The organism is Pseudooceanicola endophyticus, from assembly GCF_018760365.1.
Classification (GTDB): Bacteria; Pseudomonadota; Alphaproteobacteria; order Rhodobacterales; family Rhodobacteraceae; genus Pseudooceanicola; species Pseudooceanicola endophyticus.
The window spans coordinates 36,101-53,717 of record NZ_JAHIAB010000017.1 but is presented as its reverse complement, the minus strand read 5'-3'; the positions used below and the strand labels follow the sequence as shown (position 1 = coordinate 53,717).

The 17,617-nt window shown below is 62.3% G+C and carries 22 protein-coding genes; 5 read left to right on the top strand and 17 right to left on the bottom strand.

The window, feature by feature from the left end; genetic code table 11:
- From KM176_RS22355 to KM176_RS22345, 3 genes are read left to right on the top strand one after another with little or no spacing between them, the layout of a single operon-like run.
- Positions 1 to 486: a Zn-ribbon domain-containing OB-fold protein gene (locus KM176_RS22355; RefSeq protein ID WP_160896856.1), complete on the top strand. Its 486-nt coding sequence runs from the start codon at positions 1 to 3 to the stop codon at positions 484 to 486.
- Positions 487 to 972 (top strand): phosphoribosyl-AMP cyclohydrolase, encoded by a 486-nt coding sequence (locus KM176_RS22350; protein ID WP_160896855.1) that lies wholly within the window; start codon positions 487 to 489, stop codon positions 970 to 972. It begins immediately after the preceding gene.
- Positions 972 to 1,610 (top strand): DUF1826 domain-containing protein, encoded by a 639-nt coding sequence (locus KM176_RS22345; protein WP_160896854.1) that lies wholly within the window; start codon positions 972 to 974, stop codon positions 1,608 to 1,610. Before KM176_RS22350 ends, KM176_RS22345 begins: the two co-directional genes overlap by 1 nt.
- Positions 1,611 to 1,660: 50 nt before the next feature.
- On the opposite strand, the gene KM176_RS22340 is transcribed toward KM176_RS22345, so the two are convergent.
- Complete coding sequence (locus tag KM176_RS22340; protein WP_160896853.1) at positions 1,661 to 2,683, bottom strand: GlxA family transcriptional regulator; 1,023 nt, start codon at positions 2,681 to 2,683, stop codon at positions 1,661 to 1,663.
- A 121-nt stretch (positions 2,684 to 2,804) separates the two neighbouring features.
- Here KM176_RS22340 and KM176_RS22335 point away from each other — a divergent pair, with 121 nt between their 5' ends.
- Complete coding sequence (locus tag KM176_RS22335; protein WP_160896852.1) at positions 2,805 to 3,968, top strand: S-(hydroxymethyl)glutathione dehydrogenase/class III alcohol dehydrogenase; 1,164 nt, start codon at positions 2,805 to 2,807, stop codon at positions 3,966 to 3,968.
- Between the two features lie 192 nt (positions 3,969 to 4,160).
- On the opposite strand, the gene KM176_RS22330 is transcribed toward KM176_RS22335, so the two are convergent.
- From KM176_RS22330 to KM176_RS22270, 14 genes are all read right to left on the bottom strand, one after another.
- Entirely contained in the window at positions 4,161 to 4,655 is a 495-nt protein-coding gene (locus tag KM176_RS22330) for a flavin reductase family protein (RefSeq protein ID WP_160896851.1), read from the bottom strand.
- Positions 4,652 to 5,692, bottom strand: a complete 1,041-nt coding sequence (locus KM176_RS22325; RefSeq protein ID WP_160896850.1) for a methionine synthase — start codon at positions 5,690 to 5,692, stop codon at positions 4,652 to 4,654. The genes KM176_RS22330 and KM176_RS22325 overlap by 4 nt, the downstream gene beginning before the upstream one ends.
- Before the next feature lie 25 nt (positions 5,693 to 5,717).
- Positions 5,718 to 6,695 carry a DUF1852 domain-containing protein gene (locus tag KM176_RS22320; RefSeq protein WP_160896849.1) on the bottom strand — a complete coding sequence of 326 codons (978 nt, stop codon included), beginning with the start codon at positions 6,693 to 6,695 and terminating at the stop codon, positions 5,718 to 5,720.
- A gap of 184 nt (positions 6,696 to 6,879) precedes the next feature.
- A complete protein-coding gene (locus KM176_RS22315; RefSeq protein ID WP_160896848.1) occupies positions 6,880 to 7,752 on the bottom strand; it encodes a LysR family transcriptional regulator in 873 nt (290 codons plus the stop codon).
- A 446-nt stretch (positions 7,753 to 8,198) separates the two neighbouring features.
- Complete coding sequence (locus KM176_RS25055; RefSeq protein ID WP_236045428.1) at positions 8,199 to 8,765, bottom strand: type 2 periplasmic-binding domain-containing protein; 567 nt, start codon at positions 8,763 to 8,765, stop codon at positions 8,199 to 8,201.
- 74 nt (positions 8,766 to 8,839) lie between these two features.
- Entirely contained in the window at positions 8,840 to 9,178 is a 339-nt protein-coding gene (locus KM176_RS25050) for a helix-turn-helix domain-containing protein (RefSeq protein ID WP_236045427.1), read from the bottom strand.
- A 291-nt stretch (positions 9,179 to 9,469) separates the two neighbouring features.
- Positions 9,470 to 9,910, bottom strand: coding sequence for a hypothetical protein (locus KM176_RS22305; protein ID WP_160896847.1), 441 nt, complete (start codon positions 9,908 to 9,910; stop codon positions 9,470 to 9,472).
- Positions 9,911 to 9,975: 65 nt separating this feature from the next.
- Entirely contained in the window at positions 9,976 to 10,212 is a 237-nt protein-coding gene (locus KM176_RS22300; protein WP_160896846.1) for a hypothetical protein, read from the bottom strand.
- Positions 10,213 to 10,241: 29 nt separating this feature from the next.
- A complete protein-coding gene (locus tag KM176_RS22295; protein ID WP_160896845.1) occupies positions 10,242 to 10,658 on the bottom strand; it encodes a hypothetical protein in 417 nt (138 codons plus the stop codon).
- 182 nt (positions 10,659 to 10,840) lie between these two features.
- Positions 10,841 to 11,269 carry an RNA-guided endonuclease InsQ/TnpB family protein gene (locus tag KM176_RS22290; protein ID WP_311136199.1) on the bottom strand — a complete coding sequence of 143 codons (429 nt, stop codon included), beginning with the start codon at positions 11,267 to 11,269 and terminating at the stop codon, positions 10,841 to 10,843.
- Positions 11,215 to 11,559, bottom strand: a complete 345-nt coding sequence (locus KM176_RS22285; RefSeq protein WP_160896843.1) for a hypothetical protein — start codon at positions 11,557 to 11,559, stop codon at positions 11,215 to 11,217. Before KM176_RS22285 ends, KM176_RS22290 begins: the two co-directional genes overlap by 55 nt.
- A gap of 101 nt (positions 11,560 to 11,660) precedes the next feature.
- Positions 11,661 to 12,230 (bottom strand): single-stranded DNA-binding protein, encoded by a 570-nt coding sequence (ssb, locus tag KM176_RS22280; protein WP_160896842.1) that lies wholly within the window; start codon positions 12,228 to 12,230, stop codon positions 11,661 to 11,663.
- 349 nt (positions 12,231 to 12,579) lie between these two features.
- Positions 12,580 to 12,858 (bottom strand): hypothetical protein, encoded by a 279-nt coding sequence (locus KM176_RS22275; RefSeq protein WP_160896841.1) that lies wholly within the window; start codon positions 12,856 to 12,858, stop codon positions 12,580 to 12,582.
- Between the two features lie 142 nt (positions 12,859 to 13,000).
- Positions 13,001 to 13,678, bottom strand: coding sequence for a helix-turn-helix transcriptional regulator (locus KM176_RS22270; RefSeq protein ID WP_160896840.1), 678 nt, complete (start codon positions 13,676 to 13,678; stop codon positions 13,001 to 13,003).
- Between the two features lie 198 nt (positions 13,679 to 13,876).
- Between KM176_RS22270 and KM176_RS22265 the strand changes: the two genes are divergently transcribed.
- Positions 13,877 to 14,266 (top strand): hypothetical protein, encoded by a 390-nt coding sequence (locus KM176_RS22265; RefSeq protein WP_160896839.1) that lies wholly within the window; start codon positions 13,877 to 13,879, stop codon positions 14,264 to 14,266.
- Between the two features lie 458 nt (positions 14,267 to 14,724).
- Here KM176_RS22265 and KM176_RS22260 read toward each other — a convergent pair whose 3' ends face one another.
- Together KM176_RS22260 and KM176_RS22255 are read right to left on the bottom strand one after the other, a co-directional pair.
- Entirely contained in the window at positions 14,725 to 16,122 is a 1,398-nt protein-coding gene (locus KM176_RS22260; RefSeq protein ID WP_202398076.1) for an amino acid permease, read from the bottom strand.
- Between the two features lie 147 nt (positions 16,123 to 16,269).
- Positions 16,270 to 17,529: a MalY/PatB family protein gene (locus KM176_RS22255; protein ID WP_160896838.1), complete on the bottom strand. Its 1,260-nt coding sequence runs from the start codon at positions 17,527 to 17,529 to the stop codon at positions 16,270 to 16,272.
- Positions 17,530 to 17,617 lie beyond the last annotated feature (88 nt).

The window sequence follows — 17,617 nt, the reverse complement described above, 5'->3', positions numbered from 1 at the left end:
ATGAGCGGAACCACGCTTCCAATCGCCCCGGAGCCGACGTCGGAAACCGCCGAGTTCTGGGATGCGGCCAACGAAGGTCGTCTGCTGCTGAAGCGCTGCCTGGGTTCGGGACGTGCCTTTCATCCCCCGCGGCGGATCAGCCCCTTTACCGGGCGTCCGGAAACGGAATGGTTCGAGGCCAGCGGGGCAGGGAAGATCTATGCCTTCAGCATTACACAGCGCTGCGGCGCGCCCCACTGCATCGCCTATGTCAAGCTGGCCGAGGGCCCGATCATTTTGAGCGCTCTGACAGAGTGTGATGTCAGCAGTGTTCAAATTGGGGAGCCTGTAAAGGTGACCTTTGTTCCAAGTGCCAGCGGCCAGCTGTTGCCGATGTTCACGCTGATCAGCAACGAGGGACAATCTGGACGAGGCGGTGCAGGCCTGGGGCACCAAGGCCCAGCCACGGCGCGGTTTCTGGACAAAAGACAGACGGAAGGAAAATAGATGCAGATCACGCAAGAAGAGATCGAACAGGCCCTGGTGACATGGGGCAATGGTAAGATCGCCATCTCGAAGGCCTTCGAGGAGGGCGGCATCGAGGCCGCTCGCAAGGTCGCGTCGGCCAATCTGGACAGCTACTATGGGTACAACCTCGGACCCGTGCTGTTCAAACCGACCATGTCGAGCGGCGAACAGACCTTCCGCCCGACAAAGGCCGGCGCCCTGGCCTATTTCTGTGGCCATTCCGAGGAATATCCGCTCGACAACGGTTTCGCGATCATGGGCTGGCGTGCGACCGAGAACATCACCTCCACCACGTTCATCCAGGGCGATATCGCGATGTGGATGGGCTGGATCAAGCTCACCAACAGGGACGGCTCCGTGACCACGGTCGACAAGAGCTTCGGCTACAAGAAGGACGAGACCGGCACGCTGCGCATCGTCCTGCATCACTCGTCGCTGCCTTACCGGCCGCCGGAGCCAAGCTGATGGTCCCAGAAGAGTTGAAGCGATGCATCGCCGTTGGATCCAGTCCCGAAGCTCTCGCGGCAATTCACCGGCCAGGTGCTGCCGCCGCACTCTGGGAGCGAAGCCCGCTTAGCCGTTTCCAACACTGGATCGACTCGCTGCCGCCAGAGCAGTTGCCGCGCGCCCGCGTCATCCTGAGGCCCAAAGCGGTGTGCGACGCGCTGATCGAGATCACCCGCTTCTGCGGAACCCCAGAGGGACCGGAGAACAACATGCTGATCGAGGATGCCTCGGCGCTGGCACTGATCTTTTCCGACGTCATGAATTGCCCCTACCTGCAGCTGCGCCTCGACGTTGTGCAGACCAACGCCTGCCGGAAGTTTCATGTTGACGCGGTGACGGCCCGGCTGATCTGCACCTATCGGGGAACGGGGACGCAATACGGGATCTCCGGCGATGGAAGTGATCCCACCAAGGTCATGACCGTCCCGACCGGGTCGCCCGTCATCCTGCGTGGGACACGGTGGCCGGAAGCCCCGCTCTCCGGTCTTTTGCATCGCTCGCCGCCGATCGCCGGAACCGGGGAAACACGACTGCTGCTAGTGCTCGATCCGGTCGAAGACCCCGCGCAGGCAAGCGAGGTTGCGTACCTCCACTGAGCGCCGCGCCCCCGAGGCTTCGTGTTTCCGGGGGCAAGGATCGCAAGGCATCACTCCGCCCGCGTGCCCGAGGTCGCAAAGCGCGCCCGGTAGTCGCGCGGCGACAGAGAGAACCGGCGCTGAAAGGTCTTGCGCATCTGTTCGTCCGTGCGAAACCCCGCCCTGTAGGCCACGGCCTTTAGCGGCAAGTCGGTATCGAGCAGCAGCGCCTTTGCCCGGTCGCAGCGCAGGCGCTCCAACGTTGCTATCGGGGATGCACCGATTTCGGCCGTGAAGGCGCGGGTGAGGCTGCGCACGCTCATGCCCTGTTGTGAGGCAATCTCTTCCAGTGTCAAAGGCTGATCAAGCCGCTCGTTCATCCAGGTGAGAACGTCTCGCATGCCGGCCGGGTTGGACGTCTGGCCGGTTAGTAGGGTGCTGAACTGAGACTGGCCGCCGGGCCGTTTAAGGTACATCACCATGTCCCGTGCCACGGCCAGAGCAATGTCGCGGCCATAGTCCTGTTCGACGAAGGCCAGTGTAAGATCGATTGCGGCTGTCACCCCGGCCGAAGTCCAGAAACTGCCCTCCTGCACGAAGATCGCGTCGGCATCCACCTCGACCTCGGCAAAGCGTTGGCGCAACTGGTCCGCGTATTTCCAGTGGGTCGCCGCCCGCTTACCTTCCAGCAGACCGGCCTCAGCCAGAAAGAATGACCCCGTGCAGAGCGCCGCGCAGCGGAGCACCGCAGGGCCGTGTTCCCGGCACCAAGCTACCAGAGCCGTTTCGCGCGCCAGGGCCTCTTCGATCCGGGCGGAGCCGGCAATCAGCACAGTGTCGCGGGCAGCCAGATCCTTCAACGCCACGCTGGCCTCGATCGATATCAGCGTGTCGGATGGAACGGGCCCGGATTGCGGTGCGGCTATGGTCACATCATAGCCGCCCGGACGCCCCGTAGCAGCGAGTTGCTGGGAGGCATAGCCCAGCACACTCAGGGGGCCGGTTGCTTCCAGCGTCTTGAAGCCGGGGTAGATGATCAGCGTGACCTGGCGTCGCTGATCCGATGTCTCGGTCCGTTCGTGCTCTCTTGGCATGCTTGGTCCTGCGGTGGCCAGTATGGCGCGTTGACTGGCCAGATGGCGTGGGTCAGTTCGCTCGTGTCGGGGGTGTTACGGTGTAACACTTGCGACCAGTAGGACAACAAGGAAACCCACCATGAAGATCCGCGCCGCCGTTGCCTGGGAGCCGAACCGCCCCCTCGAAATCGAGGAAATCGACCTTGATGGTCCCAAGGAAGGTGAGGTCCTGATCCGTATCGTCACGACCAGCCTGTGCCATACCGACATGTTCACCCTTTCGGGTGCTGACCCCGAAGGGCTGTTCCCCGCCGTCCTCGGTCACGAGGCCGTCGGTATCGTCGAGGAGCTGGGTGCCGGTGTGACCTCGGTCAAGCCGGGCGATCACGTGATCCCGCTCTACACCCCGGAGGATCCGAACTGCCCCTACATCAAGTCCGGCAAGACGAACCTCTGCCAGACCATACGCAAGACCCAAGGGCAGGGCGTGATGCCCGATGGCACCTCGCGCTTCAGCTACAAGGGCAAGAAGATCCATCACTACATGGGCACCTCGACTTTCGCGGAATACACTGTGCTGCCCGAGATCGCCGTGGCCAAGATCAGCAAGGAGGCGCCGCTCTCCAAGGCAAGTGTCATGGGCTGCGCGATCCCGACCGGCATGGGCGCTGTGCGTAACACGGCCAAGGTCGAAATCGGCGCAACGGTTGCCGTCTTTGGCCTGGGCGCCGTCGGCATGGCGGTTACCCAGGGCGCCAAGATGCAGGGCGCATCGCGCATCATCGGCATCGATACCAATCCCGAGAAGTTCGCCCTGGCGCGGCAACTCGGCGCGACCGAATGCATCAACCCCGCCGATTTCTCACAACCGATCCAGGACATCATCGTCGAGATGACGAATGGCGGTGTCGACTATAGTTTCGAGTGCATCGGCAATGTGAACGTCATGCGTTCGGCCCTGGAATGCTGCCACAAGGGATGGGGTGAATGCACCGTCATCGGCGTGGCTGGCGCGGGTGAGGAAATTGCCACGCGCCCCTTCCAGCTGGTCACGGGCCGTGTCTGGCGCGGATCGGCCTTTGGTGGCGTTTTGGGGCGCAGCCAGTTGCCGGGCATGGTGGATGAATGGCTGCGGGGTGATTTCGACGTCGACCCCTACATCACCCACAACATGACCCATGAACAGATAAATACAGCGTTTGATCTGCTGCATGCGGGAAAGTCGATCCGCTCGGTGATCCATTTCCAGCCGAGCGAGACAATGGTGAAGAACGATCTGCCGGGCGTGATCGTGCCCGCATGATCGCACCTTTCAGGATGTTCATGTCCGAGACTTGAGCAGAAGGGGCCCGCGCCGCCATCGCGGGCACTTTCAAGGCGCGGACCGAAGTATTCGCGGTTCGGTCGCCCGGAAACCGCCTGGCACCGGAAAAGCGCATCATGGCCTGCGCTTTGGCAGGCCACGACATCCAATTCTGCTTACTTATGTCGGGCTTTACGCTGCGTGAGCACTGACGCCGCCGAACCGGCCAGCGTGATGCAGCAGCGGCCGGGCCGTGGAGCACTGCTCCAGGTGTGTAACCTGGCCAATCACAAGGACATGGTCCCCGGCCTCGATGGTCTGGACCACATCCGTCACCAGAACCGCCGCCGCCCCGCGCAGGACAGGCAGGCCGTGCCGGTCTTCGAACAGATAGCGCAAGCCCGCATCGGGCCGTCCGGCAAAGTGCAGCGCATGGGCGCGCATGTTCTCGGCCAGGATGTTGACCGCATAGCGGTTCGAGGTGCGCAGTTTGGGCAGCATCCGCGCCCCGGTCCCGACGGAAATGCACACCAGCGGCGGATCGAGCGAGACCGACATGAAGGCGCTGATGGTCATGCCGTGATCGCCCTCAGGCGTGCGGGTGGTCACGACCGTCACGCCGGTGGCGAAACGACCGCAGCATGCGCGCAGCGCCTGGGGGTCAATGTCTACCGTTGCGAGGGTCATGCTGCCGCAGACACCCCCAGCTCGCGGCGGATGATCTCGGCTCCCGCGCTCAGCGCCGCAAGTTTGCCGCGCGCGACCTGCCGTGACAGGGGTGTCATCCCGCAGTTGGTGCAGGGATAAAGCTTGTCCACATCCACGAATTGCAGTGCCTTGCGCAGGGTCGCGGCAACCTCTTCGGGCGTCTCGATCGTGTTGGTTGCCACGTCGATGGCGCCCACCATAACCTTTTTGCCGCGCAGCATCTCGATCAGGTCCAGCGGAACGTGGCTGTTGTGGCATTCGAGCGAGACCAGATCGACGCTGGATTTCTGAATGGCGGGAAAGATCATCTCGTACTGCCGCCATTCCGAGCCGAGCGTCGCTTTCCAGTCGGTGTTGGCCTTGATGCCATAGCCATAGCAGACGTGAACGGCCTTCTGGCAATCCAAGCCTTCCATGGCGCGTTCCAGCGCTGCCATGCCCCAGTCGTTCACCTCTTCAAAGAAGACGTTGAAGGCGGGTTCGTCAAACTGGATAATGTCGATCCCGGCGGCTTCCAGCTCTTTCGCCTCTTCGTTCAGAAGTTTGGCGAATTCCCAGGCCAGCTTTTCGCGGCTGCGGTAATGCGCGTCATAGAGCGTGTCGATCATGGTCATCGGCCCGGGCAAGGCCCATTTGATCGGGGCATCGGTGAGGCCGCGCAGGAATTTCGCATCCTCGACGAAGATCGAGCGGGGGCGGGCCACGGCACCGACCACCGTCGGCACGCTGGCGTCATAGCGATCCCGGATGCGCACCGTCTCGCGCTGTTCGAAGTCGACGCCCTCCAGCCCCTCGATAAAGGTGGTGACGAAATGTTGGCGTGTCTGCTCGCCGTCGCTGACGATGTCGATGCCGGCGTCGCGCTGTTCGGCCAAAGTCACGCGCAGGGCATCCTGCTTGGCCTGTGCCAGCGCCGCGCCGTCCATTTTCCACGGCGACCAGAGTTTCTCAGGCTCGGCCAGCCAGGCGGGTTTCGGCAGGCTGCCGGCGGTGGAGGTGGGAAGCAATTTGGTCATGGTTATGTCTCTCATCGGTTCTGGATCAGGCGGCGAACTGGGCAGACCATTCGGCCAACCGCGCGCGATAGGGCTTGATCAGGGCTTCTTCGGCAAACCTGCCTTGCTCGGTCGCTAGACGCGCGCGTTCCTCGCGGTCATAGACCACGCGGGTCGGCGAGAAATCCTGATGGTTCAGACTGGGCCGGTAGGTCTGACCGGCGCCGGCATTGGCGTTGTAGATCTCGGGGCGATAGATCTTCTGGAAGGCTTCCATCGTGCTGATCGTGCCGATCAGTTCGAGGTTGGTGTAGTCGTTCAGCAGGTCGCCCGCGTGATAGAAGGCCAGTGGCGCGACGCTGCCCGGCGGCATGAAATACCGCACCTTGAGGCCCATCTTGGCAAAGTACGTCTCGGTCAAGGACGCGCCACTGGGGACATATTCGACACCCAGCACGGGGTGGCTGTTCGCGGTGCGCTCGTAGCTCTTGGTTTCCGAGATGCTCAGGCAGATGACCGGCGGCTTGCGGAACTGCGCCTTGTAGGCCTCCGAGGCGACGAAGGCCTTGAAGATGCGGCCATGTAGCTCTCCGAAGTCGTCGGGCAGGGAAAAGCTTTCGCGGTCCTTGTTGTGCTCGGGCAGCACCACGCTGAAATCGTAGTCGCGGACGTAGGAGGAGAAGTTGTTGCCGACCAGGCCCGGTGCGCGGCGGCCGTTCCTGCGGTCGAGGATCGTGGTCTGAAGCACCTCGATCGCCGGAAAGGCCTTGCCGCTGCCATCGAAATCCAGATCAACCGAGACGATGTCCAACTCGACCGCATAGCGGTCGGCCTGCGGGTTGTCCCAGCTGGCCAGATCGTTGAACCGGTTGTCGATCATCCGCAGCGCATTTTCGAGGTTCTGCTGCCGGTGCGCGCCACGCGCAAGGTTTGCGAAATTCGTCGTCAGCCGAGTGCTGCTCTCAGGGGTGTAATCCTTGTCAAACCGAAGGCGCTTGATCTGGAAGGCGAAGGGCTCGGTCATGGCGGTCCGGTCTCCTGTCAGTGGTCATGATGCCTGTGACGTCGGACGGATGGCCCGATGACTGTGGCGATGCCTCTTACTGCCTTAGATAAGACATGAACAAAAATGACTTCTCATCTGGGATACATGATCCTGTGTCATGTCATTCTGGGCGCGCCACCGCTTCCATGCCTGGGCCCAACCCTCAGATCTCGACAGATTCCGCCAGTTGCATGAAGCCTTCGAGATAGCCCGGCATTGGTCCCGCTCGGTAGCCCAGATGTATGGATTTCGGGATGCCGGAGCCGATGCGCACGCCCGTAACGCCCTTTACGCCCCGCAGCAGCCAGTCGGGCGTGGCGCTGACCGCGCGGCCCGACGCGACGAGCCTCAGCATGAGGTCGGTCGTCTCCACCGTGCGGTGCCGGCGCGGAAGGGCTTGGGCGGGCACGAGGAACTGCGTGTAGATATCCAGCCTCTCTCGCGCGACGGGATAGGTGATGAGCGTCTCGAACGCTATCTCGGGGGCTGTGACCTGCCGTTTTCGGGCCAGCGGGTGATCGTCGGCGACCGCCAGAACCAGTTCGTAGTTGAACACGGGCCGGTACTTGAGACCGGGGCGGTCGATGGGGTCGGGCGTGACAAGCAAATCGATCTCGTGCCCAATCAGCGCGGCAAGTCCCCCGAATTGAAATGCCGAAGTCACGTCGAGATCGACATCCGGCCAGGCTGCGAGAAACGGATCGACGACCCGCATCAGCCAGTGCTGACAGGGATGGCACTCCATTCCGACCCTGATTGCTCCACGCCGTCCGCGGGCGTAATCCTCTAGCACCGAGGCGCCGTATTCCAGCTGCGGCAAGACCCGGGCGGCCAACCCCAGCAGGTACTCTCCCGTCGGCGTGAGGCGAAGCTTGCGTCCCTCGCGTTCCCAGAGTTTGACGCCGTGCCGCTCCTCGAAGCGCCGGATGGCGTGGCTGACGGCCGATTGGGTCAAGTTCATCCGGTCGGCGGCATCGGTCAGGCTGCCGGTCCGGTCAATTTCGCGAAGGATTGCGAGGGGCTGGATGTCGATCATGGGTATTGACCTATGTTCATTCAGTTGATCCCTAGCCTAGGCCAAATGTCATGGACAAGAGGATTGCTTCAACAAGTCTGGCAGGAGATTTCGCTCAGGCGAATTTGGCTGGCGGCGAAAGTTAAACGATGTGTCATGAACGTTGGCCATGTTAACGTCTTCGACTAGGCCGCACGAGCAATGCAGCCTCTGCTAAAGTCTGACTGTCGCCGATGGATATCCCCTCGGGAGCGTACGGGTGCTGGATGTGCTGACATGGCAGGGTGATCTTACCCCATTGATCCTTCGAGCAAACGGACGACACCGGTCGCCCCGCGTCCAGCATACAAGCTGATCCAGCGGGGCCCGGCTGGTGGAAAAGACATGCGGTCTTACACTCGCAATGCAAGAGTGCCACAGCTGTGTGGGCTGGGACCGCCATTCACGAAGGAATGGGTCTCTTGGTGCTATTGTTCCGATAGATGATCCGCCAGATGTTGGGAGTAATGGGTCCGTAGCACCCGGGTCAGTCGAGAGAAGTATTTGCCATAGGCGGGCACCGTCATCAGGTGTCGCGGCGTCGCCAGCACCATCTGCTGTGCGGGGCGACCTATGTCGTAGAAGTTCACTTGGGACCGGATGCGCTCCGAAAGGTTGCTATGCAATGTGAATGAGACATGGCAGGTACCCAATCCGGCCGCCACGATCTCGGTCGCACCAAGATGCAGGTCGCTGACGTAGAATGGCACCGCGCCGGGCAGGTGCGCCGCAAACCAGATGTCGCTGGTCGCGCGCCATTCATGGGGCGCATCCACCACCACCCGGTTGCTCAGCGCCGGCGGTTGCACCACCGACGGCGTGGCCCCGTTGATAATGCTTCGAACCAATGTGGGATCGACGCTCTTGGGTACTGCCCAGAGGATGCGGTCTTCGTAAAGCACTTCACTATGGAACGTTGGCGAGTCCGCGAGAGCGCTGGTCATAGCCATGAGGGCCATATTGGCTTTGCGGATTTCGAGATACTCCATCAGCATGGAGCTCGAGGGCGCCCAGCTTGCCAAGAATTCGGAGATCGTCGGGTCGTTCCGGGCCTCGGAAGCGGCATAGCCTACCACGGGGCCCGAATGCGAGGCCATGGTCGCAAAGCGGATACGGTAGCGATGCTGGCCGAATAGCTTCTGGTGGCGATGCGACCGCCCTCAAGCTCGAAGAGCACGGCGCGGGCTGTGCGGGCCCAGAGTTCCCCGGCCGCCGTCAGCACATCGAGACGTTGCCGATCACGGTGCACCAGTTCAGCGCCCACTGCTTCTTCGAGCTTGGCCAGCTGCGCCGATATGGTCGGCTGCGATACCCCCAGAAGTTTCGCGGCCTGGCGCATTGATCCCGCCGCAGCAACGGCGTTCAGGACTTCCATTTGGCGTACTGTAATCGCCTTCGAATAGGGCATTGCCACCTCCAAAGGCGCGTGGCGCAGGTTTGTGCTGCAAGCGCTGCGCAAGTCTCTACCCGGGCTTTCGCCCAACAGGGATATTTACGCAATAATAGGGGAAATTATATATTTTGATAATACCTAAGGTTGTAAATCTCGCGCTCCCGGAACGGCTATTAGAGCGTCATTGACGGACCCAGCCGTGACGTATTTGCATCGTGTGACCATAAGAGGCCGAATATCTAATCCTGCACCTTGGGAGGGTTAGCTATGCCGCTGCGAGTGTTGTCCGGCCATTGCAAACGACCTTCACGTCTTCCTCCGCTCCAGATCCTGAGGCGCGAGGTATTCCGCCTCGGTCTCATAGCGGGCGAAGCCCAGCCCGAAGCTCATTGCGGTGAACCAGAGCTGCCAAGACACCTTCGTGTGGTCCTCTTCGCCCAGAATGCGGCGCCCGGAGGTCGGGTTGACCCCAATGACACTCCAGCCCCACCGCCGGGCATTGTGCCCGTGCAGGGCCGCCGCGGCGTCGACCATGAGACGCAGATACCGGGTGTCCGGGAGGGGCACGTGCTTCGAATTGAAGGCCATGATCTCCTGGTAGACGGCTTCGACCTGCGCATCCGACGGCGCCGGATCCCGCTCGGGATCGTAGAGGTGCCATTGCCCGGCCTCCTCGATGGCAAGGGCGGTGCGCAGACCGCTGAGGTCGAGGGGGCAGCCGAGTTGCATGGTCTCTTGTCCGTTCATTGGTCCTGGTCCTTCCGGGAGTAGCAGGTTCGCCGGCGCGACTGAACCGGGGGATTTTTTCGGTTTCACGCTGCGGGGCCCCGATCGGTCACGCCGGCCTGGGCCAGAGTGAAGGCCCTGGAGCGCCCATGCGCAGGGAACAGCGCAATGTCGAGACCGCCCGCGCCGCGGCGGATCGCGACCTGGTTTCCGGCGGGATCGGTGATTACCAGTCCTGCCTTCAGCGGCGCGGTCCGCAGGCCGCCGGGCGCGGGGTGAGAGGTCTCGGCCGGGGAAGGCAGCAGCTGCCAGACCTGGTGCATGATCGGATGCCGGGGGCCGGCCCACTGGATTATCTGCGGCACGATCTCGACGGTGGCACGACATCTGGGACAGGCCGCTGTCGTGGCCGACCGGCCCAGCATGTCCTGCCACTGATGCCCGCAGGCCCGGCAGGTGCAGCTGTGCAGCTGTGCAGGAGCACCGCCGGCAGGTCGTCCTTGTCCAGCTTCAGATCCTGGAAATCTGCGACGATCGCCAGATCCCCGCGATCCTTCAGGATCGCCAGAAGCGTGGGGAGCACGTCGGGAAGCGACGTCCAGTGTTGTTCCGGTCCCAGCTGAGGCCCTGGCGCGGTGTAGACCGTCGCATCGCAAAGACGGCCATATCCGGCGTCCCGATTGAGGAAGCTGATCTGCTCTGCCGTGCCAAGCGCGTTTCTGGCGACATAGAGGGCGACGTAGCCCTGGTTTGAGCTGTTGTTGGTCATCTGGTCATTCGCCCGGCCCGCTGCTGCCCAGAAGGCGCAGCGGACCTGTCGGCGCTCCTGTGCTTAGAGGCGATAGGATGCGCCGTCGGGGGAGGCGATCTCGATGGAGGCGAACAGCGAGTGATAGGGCACGCCCTTAACATCTTCCCCGGCCTAAAGGCCGGAGATTTCCAAGAGGGCCGCTAGGCCACCACAGGGAGAGTTTCCGCTTCATGGGCCGCGCTATCGCCAGCCTCCACGGACAGCAACGGTGTGTTCCACCGCCGTTCGATATTGATTGCAGCGTTCAGGTCGGCATTGGAGCGGAATCCGCAACACGGACAGACGAAGGACGCTTGGCTTTCGCGTCCTCTGCTGTCCACGGCTCCGCAAGCCGAACAGGTCTGCGAGGTATAGGCTGGGTTGACGTGGGCAAGTTGCCCGCCGCGTTCCGCCAGCTTGTAGGCCAGCTTGGCTTCAAAGCCGAACCAGCCCACATTCAGAATGGATCTGTTCAATCCGGCCTTGGCCTTCACGTTCACGCCGGGGGCCTCGACCGTGCCCTTGGCGCTGCGCGTCATGTTCTTGGCCCGAAGTTTCTCGACCACGACCGTTCCGAAACTGTCCGCAATCTTGCGACTGGCCTGATGCTGCCAATGGGCGCGGATAGGGGCCAGATGATGGGGTCGGCGAACAGGTCGTGCACGTGAAAGTGGGCAACATCGCGGTCATAGAGGAGGTCCTGCGACTTCAGCTCCTCCAGGATCTCGTGCCAGGTCGCCGGGCACTCGCCCACGGCGCCATTGCTGATCCATGCGGTTCTGAAGTGATCGAGGAGGACCGCATCGAGTGCCCCCTGGTGCAGGACCAGACGCACGTCGGGCCCGTTCTCGTCGACGGTTGTAATGGTGGTCGGTTGCATTGGATTTTGTCCTGTGAGGGGGCAGAGGCCATCTGGGGGCCTGTCGGGGAAGGGAGCGGCCCTCAGGGGGCCGCAGGGAGGGGGCCAGAAGCGCGCTGCCGTCAGTAGGGCGTGCGGTGGTGGGAGCTGGAGTTGTCGCGCTGATAGCTGCCGTACCGGCCCTGGGAGGCGCCGGTATCGCGCCGGGGCTGTTCCTGCCCACGTTCGCCCTGGGAGGAATATCCATCGTCACGGCGGTCCCGTTCCTGGCGCGGGCCGGAGGACGAGGAACCCTGCCGCTCCTGACCACGAGAGGCCGGCTGGCCCTGGTGCTGCCCCGGCGCGGCATCGAGAAGGGTCAGCGCGCCGCGGTAGGTGCGGACCGTGATTTCGGTGGCGTAGCGGTCCTGACCGTTCTGGTCTTGCCACTTCCGGGTTTCCAGCGCCCCCTCGATCGCCACCTTGGACCCCTTGCGCAGGAAGCGTTGGGCCGCGTCGATGTCACGATCCGCATAGAGGGACACGTTGTGCCATTCGGTGCGCTCGCGCCGTTCCTGGGTGGTGCGGTCCGTCCAGTTCTCGGAGGTCGCAATCCGAAGATTGACCACCTTGCTTCCGTTCTGGAAGGTGCGCACTTCCGGGTCGTGCCCGAGATTTCCGATCAGAATGACTCGATTGAGAGATCCAGCCACGGCTTCCTCCTTTCAACAACAACTGCAATTCAAGACATGGGTTTCGGGATGCTCTTTAGACAACCGGCTGTGCTCTTCTGCGTGCCGGTCCCGATGCATTGAAGGTAACAGCATTGCCGGTTCGGGCAAGCAAAAATCAGACGTGTTTCCAATGTTTTAAATAATGAATGATCCAAATTTTTCGCCGGAAGATATTGGACTGTCTCCGGCGATTTTGAAGCGCGAGCCTCCTCCTTTCTCTTGCTTGGGAACCCGGTTGGCACACGCGAAACAGGCGCGACCGGGGGGCGCGCCTGTTCTGGTTCGACAACGTGGATGGGATCCTTGGGGAGGGTTCCGGCGGCAGTCGTCAGCCGTTGATCCGCTCGATAAGGCGGTCGATCTCGTCCTGATCCATCGGGGCCAGGAGCCCGCCCTCCGTGGCGATGTCCCCTTCGGGGCAGGTCGGTTGGCCTGCCAGATAGCCGTGCTCGGGGCTGTCGGTGCCCCAGGTGCTGAGTAGCGCCGTGCGCTGCCAGTAGCGCAGGGCCGCAAGGATGGTCGCGAGTTCCCTGTCGTTCAGGGAATTGGGCGTCGCCTGAACAGGCGCAAGGGACGCGGTGGAGAGGCGCTTGGGATCATGATGCATGGGGGGGCTCCTTAGCCGTCTGAAACGCGCCGTCGAGGCGCCGAGTTCTGATCTCGATCTTGTTCAGGGACTGTGCCTTCGTCAACGGAAAATGGGTCTTAAAACAGTATATTAAAGTATGGATGATCCTTGGGATCAGTCCTCAGATTTGCAGAATTCCGCGCTCCATGGCGAGGGCAACGGCGTTCGTTGTGGTTCTGGCTCCAAGCGAAGCACGCGCGCGTTCCAATCGCTTTTTCGTAGCCGGTGACGACAGCCCGAGGGCCTGGCTGGCTTCGGCCTGGGTCATGCCGCGCGCGAGCAGGCGCAGTAGCTCTATCTCGCCCTTGCTCAGCCCCGACTGGAGGGGGACTGAGGCAACGATGCGGTGGAGCAGGGCATCGGTTTCCTCCAGCTCTGTGCCCGTCAATTCCCGGTCGTTGCGCGCGACAATCAGGCAACTCTTGATCGGTGACGCCACGTCGCTCCTCAGGAAGGAGACCGCGCCGAAGGTCATGCCGCAATCCCGTGCCTTTTCAACCACGCGATCCGTGTAGGCCTCCTGGAGGATCGAGCTCAGATCGACGTTGGTCCAGCGGCTCGTGCCTTCGTTGATCAGGCCCCAATGCAGCAGGGGGTCGCGCAGGGCGAACATGTGATCGGTGTAATATCGCAGCCATTCCGCGCTGAGCGAGGAATAGGCCGCTTCTGCCGAACAGAAGGTCCGGCGGTGTATCGAGAGATAATACCCTGCCGGTGCCAGCCGCATTGCCGTGGCGTTCCATTCGGAAAAGTCTTTGAAGCGGCGCCTCATGGCGCTTGCGCTGGCGAGAATTGGCACGGCTAACCCTTTGCCACGTGATCTGAGACTTGGGGCTAAATACGTGGAATTTAACGAATGTCGCCTTTTTGTTACGAACCATTACAAGACTTCACCGATCCGTGAGCTTTTTGTAAGGTCGCGTCAGGACATCGGAACTGTTGGTGGAGCGTAAGGAATATGCGGGATTTGGACGTTTCGGCGTTGGCGGGGTTTTGCGTGTCAGCTCTGAAGGAGGCGGTGGCCGGGCTGGGTCTACAGGAGACGCTGGAGGCGACAGCCCTGGCAGTCAAGCGTGCAGATCGCTTTCTGGAGGCCACCTTTTACTGCGCGGTCGCGCTCTCCGATTCCAACGGGCAGAAACAGACCACGGCAGCGATTGTCCAAGCGTCCTCCGGCCCGGATTGGGAAATCGTTCTGGCCGATGTGCTGTTCGAAAGCGAGCTTCCCGATCAAATGGACTGTCCACGTGAGATCCTAGAGAAACTCTCCCCTCCGACCAGTGTCAACGCGCTGTTGTGGCGTGCGCGTTGCCATGCCCGCCATGCGCTCCAAGAGGCCAAGTGCCCGGGGTCGGATGATCAGTCGCGGTGCAGGTCTACCACGTAATCCGGCTGGTCGGTTGCCCTTCTGAAGTTCTGATGGGCAACGATCTTCTCGATTTGGGCGCCTATCTGGCGCGGCAGGAACGGTTGTTGCCTGGACCAGTCCTTCTGTAGCCGTGCGCCGTGCGCAGCGGAAGCTCCTTCATGGGGAATTCGAGATCTTGGACAAGCTGTGCGAATAGCTGGTACGCTTCAAAGTTTAATGCTGGACCTGTGCAGCCGGGCTACCATACTGCACGGTATCCTGAAGGAAGTGGCCCGCCAGGGTGCTCGGATTTTCTGGAAGCATCGGTGCCGATGTCCAACGTTAATCATCCTACTAGACCCCATAATCGGTCCAGTTCGGACGACCCTGGCATCTTGCGTATTCTTGTTGTGCGATAGCGCTCCTGACCGGGTTTTCCTGCACCAAGGGCCGGGGAAGGCCGGCCCTTGGAAAGTTCACTTCGGGATATCCTTAGGTTAGGCCAAGACCTGACGCCGCTCGCGTGCGGTGTAGAATTGGTACATGACGAAGACAAAGGCGACCCACCCGATCGAGACCCCGAGAGGCAGCCGCATGTCGGGCAGGATGGCCATGCACAGGATGACCGTCGCCATGAAGGCCAGCGCGATGTAGTTGCCATAGGGGAAGAACGGCATCTTGTAGCTGATCGCCTCGGCCTGACCATTAGCAATGCGCACGCGGCGGAAGCGCAGATGGGAGACCAGGATCGTCGTCCAGGCGCAGACCAGGCCGAAGACCGTGATCGAGGAGAACACCGAGAAGGCGTCTTCGGGCATGAAGAAGTTCAGCACCACGCCGCAGAACATCGTGGCGAAGACCAGCAGGACCGCGCGCGAGGGCACCTTGCGGCTGTTGACCTTACCCAGGAAGGCGGGGGCGTTCTTCTGCAGCGACAGGTTGTAGAAGGTGCGGCTGTTGGTGAAGACACCGGCGTTCACCGCCGAAATCACCGCGGTCATCACCACCAGATTGACCAGACCTGCTGCGCCCGGAATGCCGACCCGCTCGAAGATCGCTACGAAGGGGCTGCCATTGGCGCTGACCTGATCCCAGGGGAAGACGATGACCAGCACGGCAATCGCGCCGACATAGAAGATCAGCAGACGCCAGAAGGTCGCGTTGACCGCCCGGGGCATCGTCTTCTTCACGTCACGCGCCTCGCCGGCGGCCAGGCCCAGGTTCTCGACCCCGCCAAAGGAGAAGGCGACCATCACCAGCGACAGGACCGTGCCGCTCAGCCCCATGGGGAAGAAGCCGCCATGGCTGGTCAGGTTTGTCAGGCCCACCGGGGTTCCGCCATTGCCCAGGCCGAAGGCGATCATGCCGATGCCGATCAGGATCATCACGACGATGGCCGTGACCTTGATCATCGAGAACCAGAACTCGGCCTCGCCATAGAGCGCGACACCGAAAATGTTGACCACGAAGATAACCGAAACGGCGCAGAGCGCGGTGACCCAGATCGGCAAGTCAGGGAACCAGAACTGTGCGTAATGGCCCAGGGCGTTGAACTCGGCCGAGGTGCCCGCGAGCAGGAAGACGAAGGCGTTCCAGCCGTTCAGGAAGCCGACGAAGCGGTGGATGTAGCGGCTGGAGTAGGAGATGTAGGAGCCCGAGACCGGCTCTTCCACGGCCATTTCCCCAAGCGCGCGCATCACGAAGTAGATCGCGACCGCACCGATCAGATAGGTCAGAAGGATCGCCGGGCCGGCGGTCTTGATGGCCCATCCCGATCCGTAGAACAGCCCCGTTCCGATGGCGCCGCCGATGGCGATCATCTGGATGTGGCGGGGCCGCAGGTTTCGTTTCAGGTCTTCCTGTTCATACTCTTCAAGTGCGATATCGGTTCGCAAAGTCCAAACTCCACTGTGGTTGAGGCGATGGCGTTTCCCGGACGCATTGTCTGCGCCTCCGACCCATCTTTATTGGCCGGCCGCCAGAGGCGGTCAGGCAGATCAGGCCCGGCCCGCGTCATGCGGGCCAGGCAGCGGCAACACAAATCAGGCGTCGATGCGGTGACGTCCGGCCTCTGCGACGCCGGGCCTATCCAGCGTTTCCAGAGCCGCGCCGAGGCGCGTCAGGGCCTCTTCGACCACCGAACGGGGGCAGCCGAGGTTGATGCGCATGTAGCCATGCCCCTCGGTGCCGAATTTCGGCCCGCGATCCAGCCAGAGCCGGGCGCGGGTCAGCAGGAAATGCTCAAGCGCGTCAGGCGTCATCCCGAGGCTTCGGCAATCCAGCCAGGCCAGGTAGAGCGCGGGCGCCGGAAGGATCTTGATCCGGTCGCTATAGGCGGCAAGGCCCTCGCGCAGCAGGCGATGGTTGGCGCGAAGATAGTCCAGCAACGCTTCAAGCCAGGGTTCGCCATGGCGGTAGGCGACCTCGCAGGCCACCAGCCCCAGGCTGTTGTTCAGCGGCACCATGTTGCGTTCCTGCTGGCGCAGCATCTCGGCGCGGCGGCGGGCATCGGGCACGAAGGCATTGGCACATTGCAGGCCCGGCAGATTGAAGGTCTTGCTGGGGGCGGTGCAGGTCACGCTGTTGTGGGCAAGCCCCTCTCCGAGCGAGGCGAAGGGTACGTGCCGGCGGGCGGGATCCATGATCAGATCCTGGTGAATCTCGTCCGAAATGACCAAGATGTCATGGGCGGCGCAGATCTCGCCCATCTGGCGCAGTTCCTCGGCGGACCAGACATTGCCGGTCGGATTGTGCGGGTTGCTGAGGATGAAAAGGCGGGTGTTAGGGCGAATGGCGGCCTCGAAGGCCTGCGGGTCGAAGCGGTAGCCGGTTTCCGTGCGCTCCAGCGGGGCCAAGGCAAGCTGGCGTCCGTTCAGCAGCACGTCATCGTGGAAGTGGCTGTAGACCGGCGGCTGGATCAGGACGGAATCGCCCGGCGCACTGAAGGCCTGGAGGCAGGTCTTCAGCAGCGTGATGACGCTGGAGGCAGGGACCACCCAGTCGGGGTCGACCTGCCAGCCGAAGCGGCGGGCCTGCCACCCGGTAACGGCTTCAAGGTAAGAGGCGCTGGCTCCGCCGGGATAGCCGAAGACCCCGTGATCGACGGCGGCATGCAGTGCCTCCAGCACCGGAGCGGGCGCGCGGAAATCCATGTCGGCCACCCACATCGGCAGCGGATCAGCCGCAGCGGCCTCGGGCGGGAGGAGCTTGCGGGCCAGGGACCATTTGGCGGAGTTGTGCGACTGCCTCTCGATCCGTTCGTCGAAAACCGTCGGAAGGGGGCGCGAGAAAGCTTGGGACATGGTCAGCCTTGCTGGTTGGAGGACGGCCCGAAGATTGCGCTCTCGGGCGGTGCCTTGACTGATAGCCACGATAAATTATGAACACTAA

Bases quoted from the DNA above. Each gene is read 5' to 3' on its own strand.
- KM176_RS22355 (WP_160896856.1), top strand. From the start codon at position 1: ATGAGCGGAACCACGCTTCCAATCGCCCCGGAGCCGACGTCGGAAACC.
- KM176_RS22350 (WP_160896855.1), top strand. From the start codon at position 487: ATGCAGATCACGCAAGAAGAGATCGAACAGGCCCTGGTGACATGGGGC.
- KM176_RS22345 (WP_160896854.1), top strand. From the start codon at position 972: ATGGTCCCAGAAGAGTTGAAGCGATGCATCGCCGTTGGATCCAGTCCC.
- KM176_RS22340 (WP_160896853.1), bottom strand. From the start codon at position 2,683: ATGCCAAGAGAGCACGAACGGACCGAGACATCGGATCAGCGACGCCAG.
- KM176_RS22335 (WP_160896852.1), top strand. From the start codon at position 2,805: ATGAAGATCCGCGCCGCCGTTGCCTGGGAGCCGAACCGCCCCCTCGAA.
- KM176_RS22330 (WP_160896851.1), bottom strand. From the start codon at position 4,655: ATGACCCTCGCAACGGTAGACATTGACCCCCAGGCGCTGCGCGCATGC.
- KM176_RS22325 (WP_160896850.1), bottom strand. From the start codon at position 5,692: ATGACCAAATTGCTTCCCACCTCCACCGCCGGCAGCCTGCCGAAACCC.
- KM176_RS22320 (WP_160896849.1), bottom strand. From the start codon at position 6,695: ATGACCGAGCCCTTCGCCTTCCAGATCAAGCGCCTTCGGTTTGACAAG.
- KM176_RS22315 (WP_160896848.1), bottom strand. From the start codon at position 7,752: ATGATCGACATCCAGCCCCTCGCAATCCTTCGCGAAATTGACCGGACC.
- KM176_RS25055 (WP_236045428.1), bottom strand. From the start codon at position 8,765: ATGCTGATGGAGTATCTCGAAATCCGCAAAGCCAATATGGCCCTCATG.
- KM176_RS25050 (WP_236045427.1), bottom strand. From the start codon at position 9,178: ATGCCCTATTCGAAGGCGATTACAGTACGCCAAATGGAAGTCCTGAAC.
- KM176_RS22305 (WP_160896847.1), bottom strand. From the start codon at position 9,910: ATGAACGGACAAGAGACCATGCAACTCGGCTGCCCCCTCGACCTCAGC.
- KM176_RS22300 (WP_160896846.1), bottom strand. From the start codon at position 10,212: ATGCACCAGGTCTGGCAGCTGCTGCCTTCCCCGGCCGAGACCTCTCAC.
- KM176_RS22295 (WP_160896845.1), bottom strand. From the start codon at position 10,658: ATGACCAACAACAGCTCAAACCAGGGCTACGTCGCCCTCTATGTCGCC.
- KM176_RS22285 (WP_160896843.1), bottom strand. From the start codon at position 11,559: ATGCAACCGACCACCATTACAACCGTCGACGAGAACGGGCCCGACGTG.
- KM176_RS22275 (WP_160896841.1), bottom strand. From the start codon at position 12,858: ATGCATCATGATCCCAAGCGCCTCTCCACCGCGTCCCTTGCGCCTGTT.
- KM176_RS22255 (WP_160896838.1), bottom strand. From the start codon at position 17,529: ATGTCCCAAGCTTTCTCGCGCCCCCTTCCGACGGTTTTCGACGAACGG.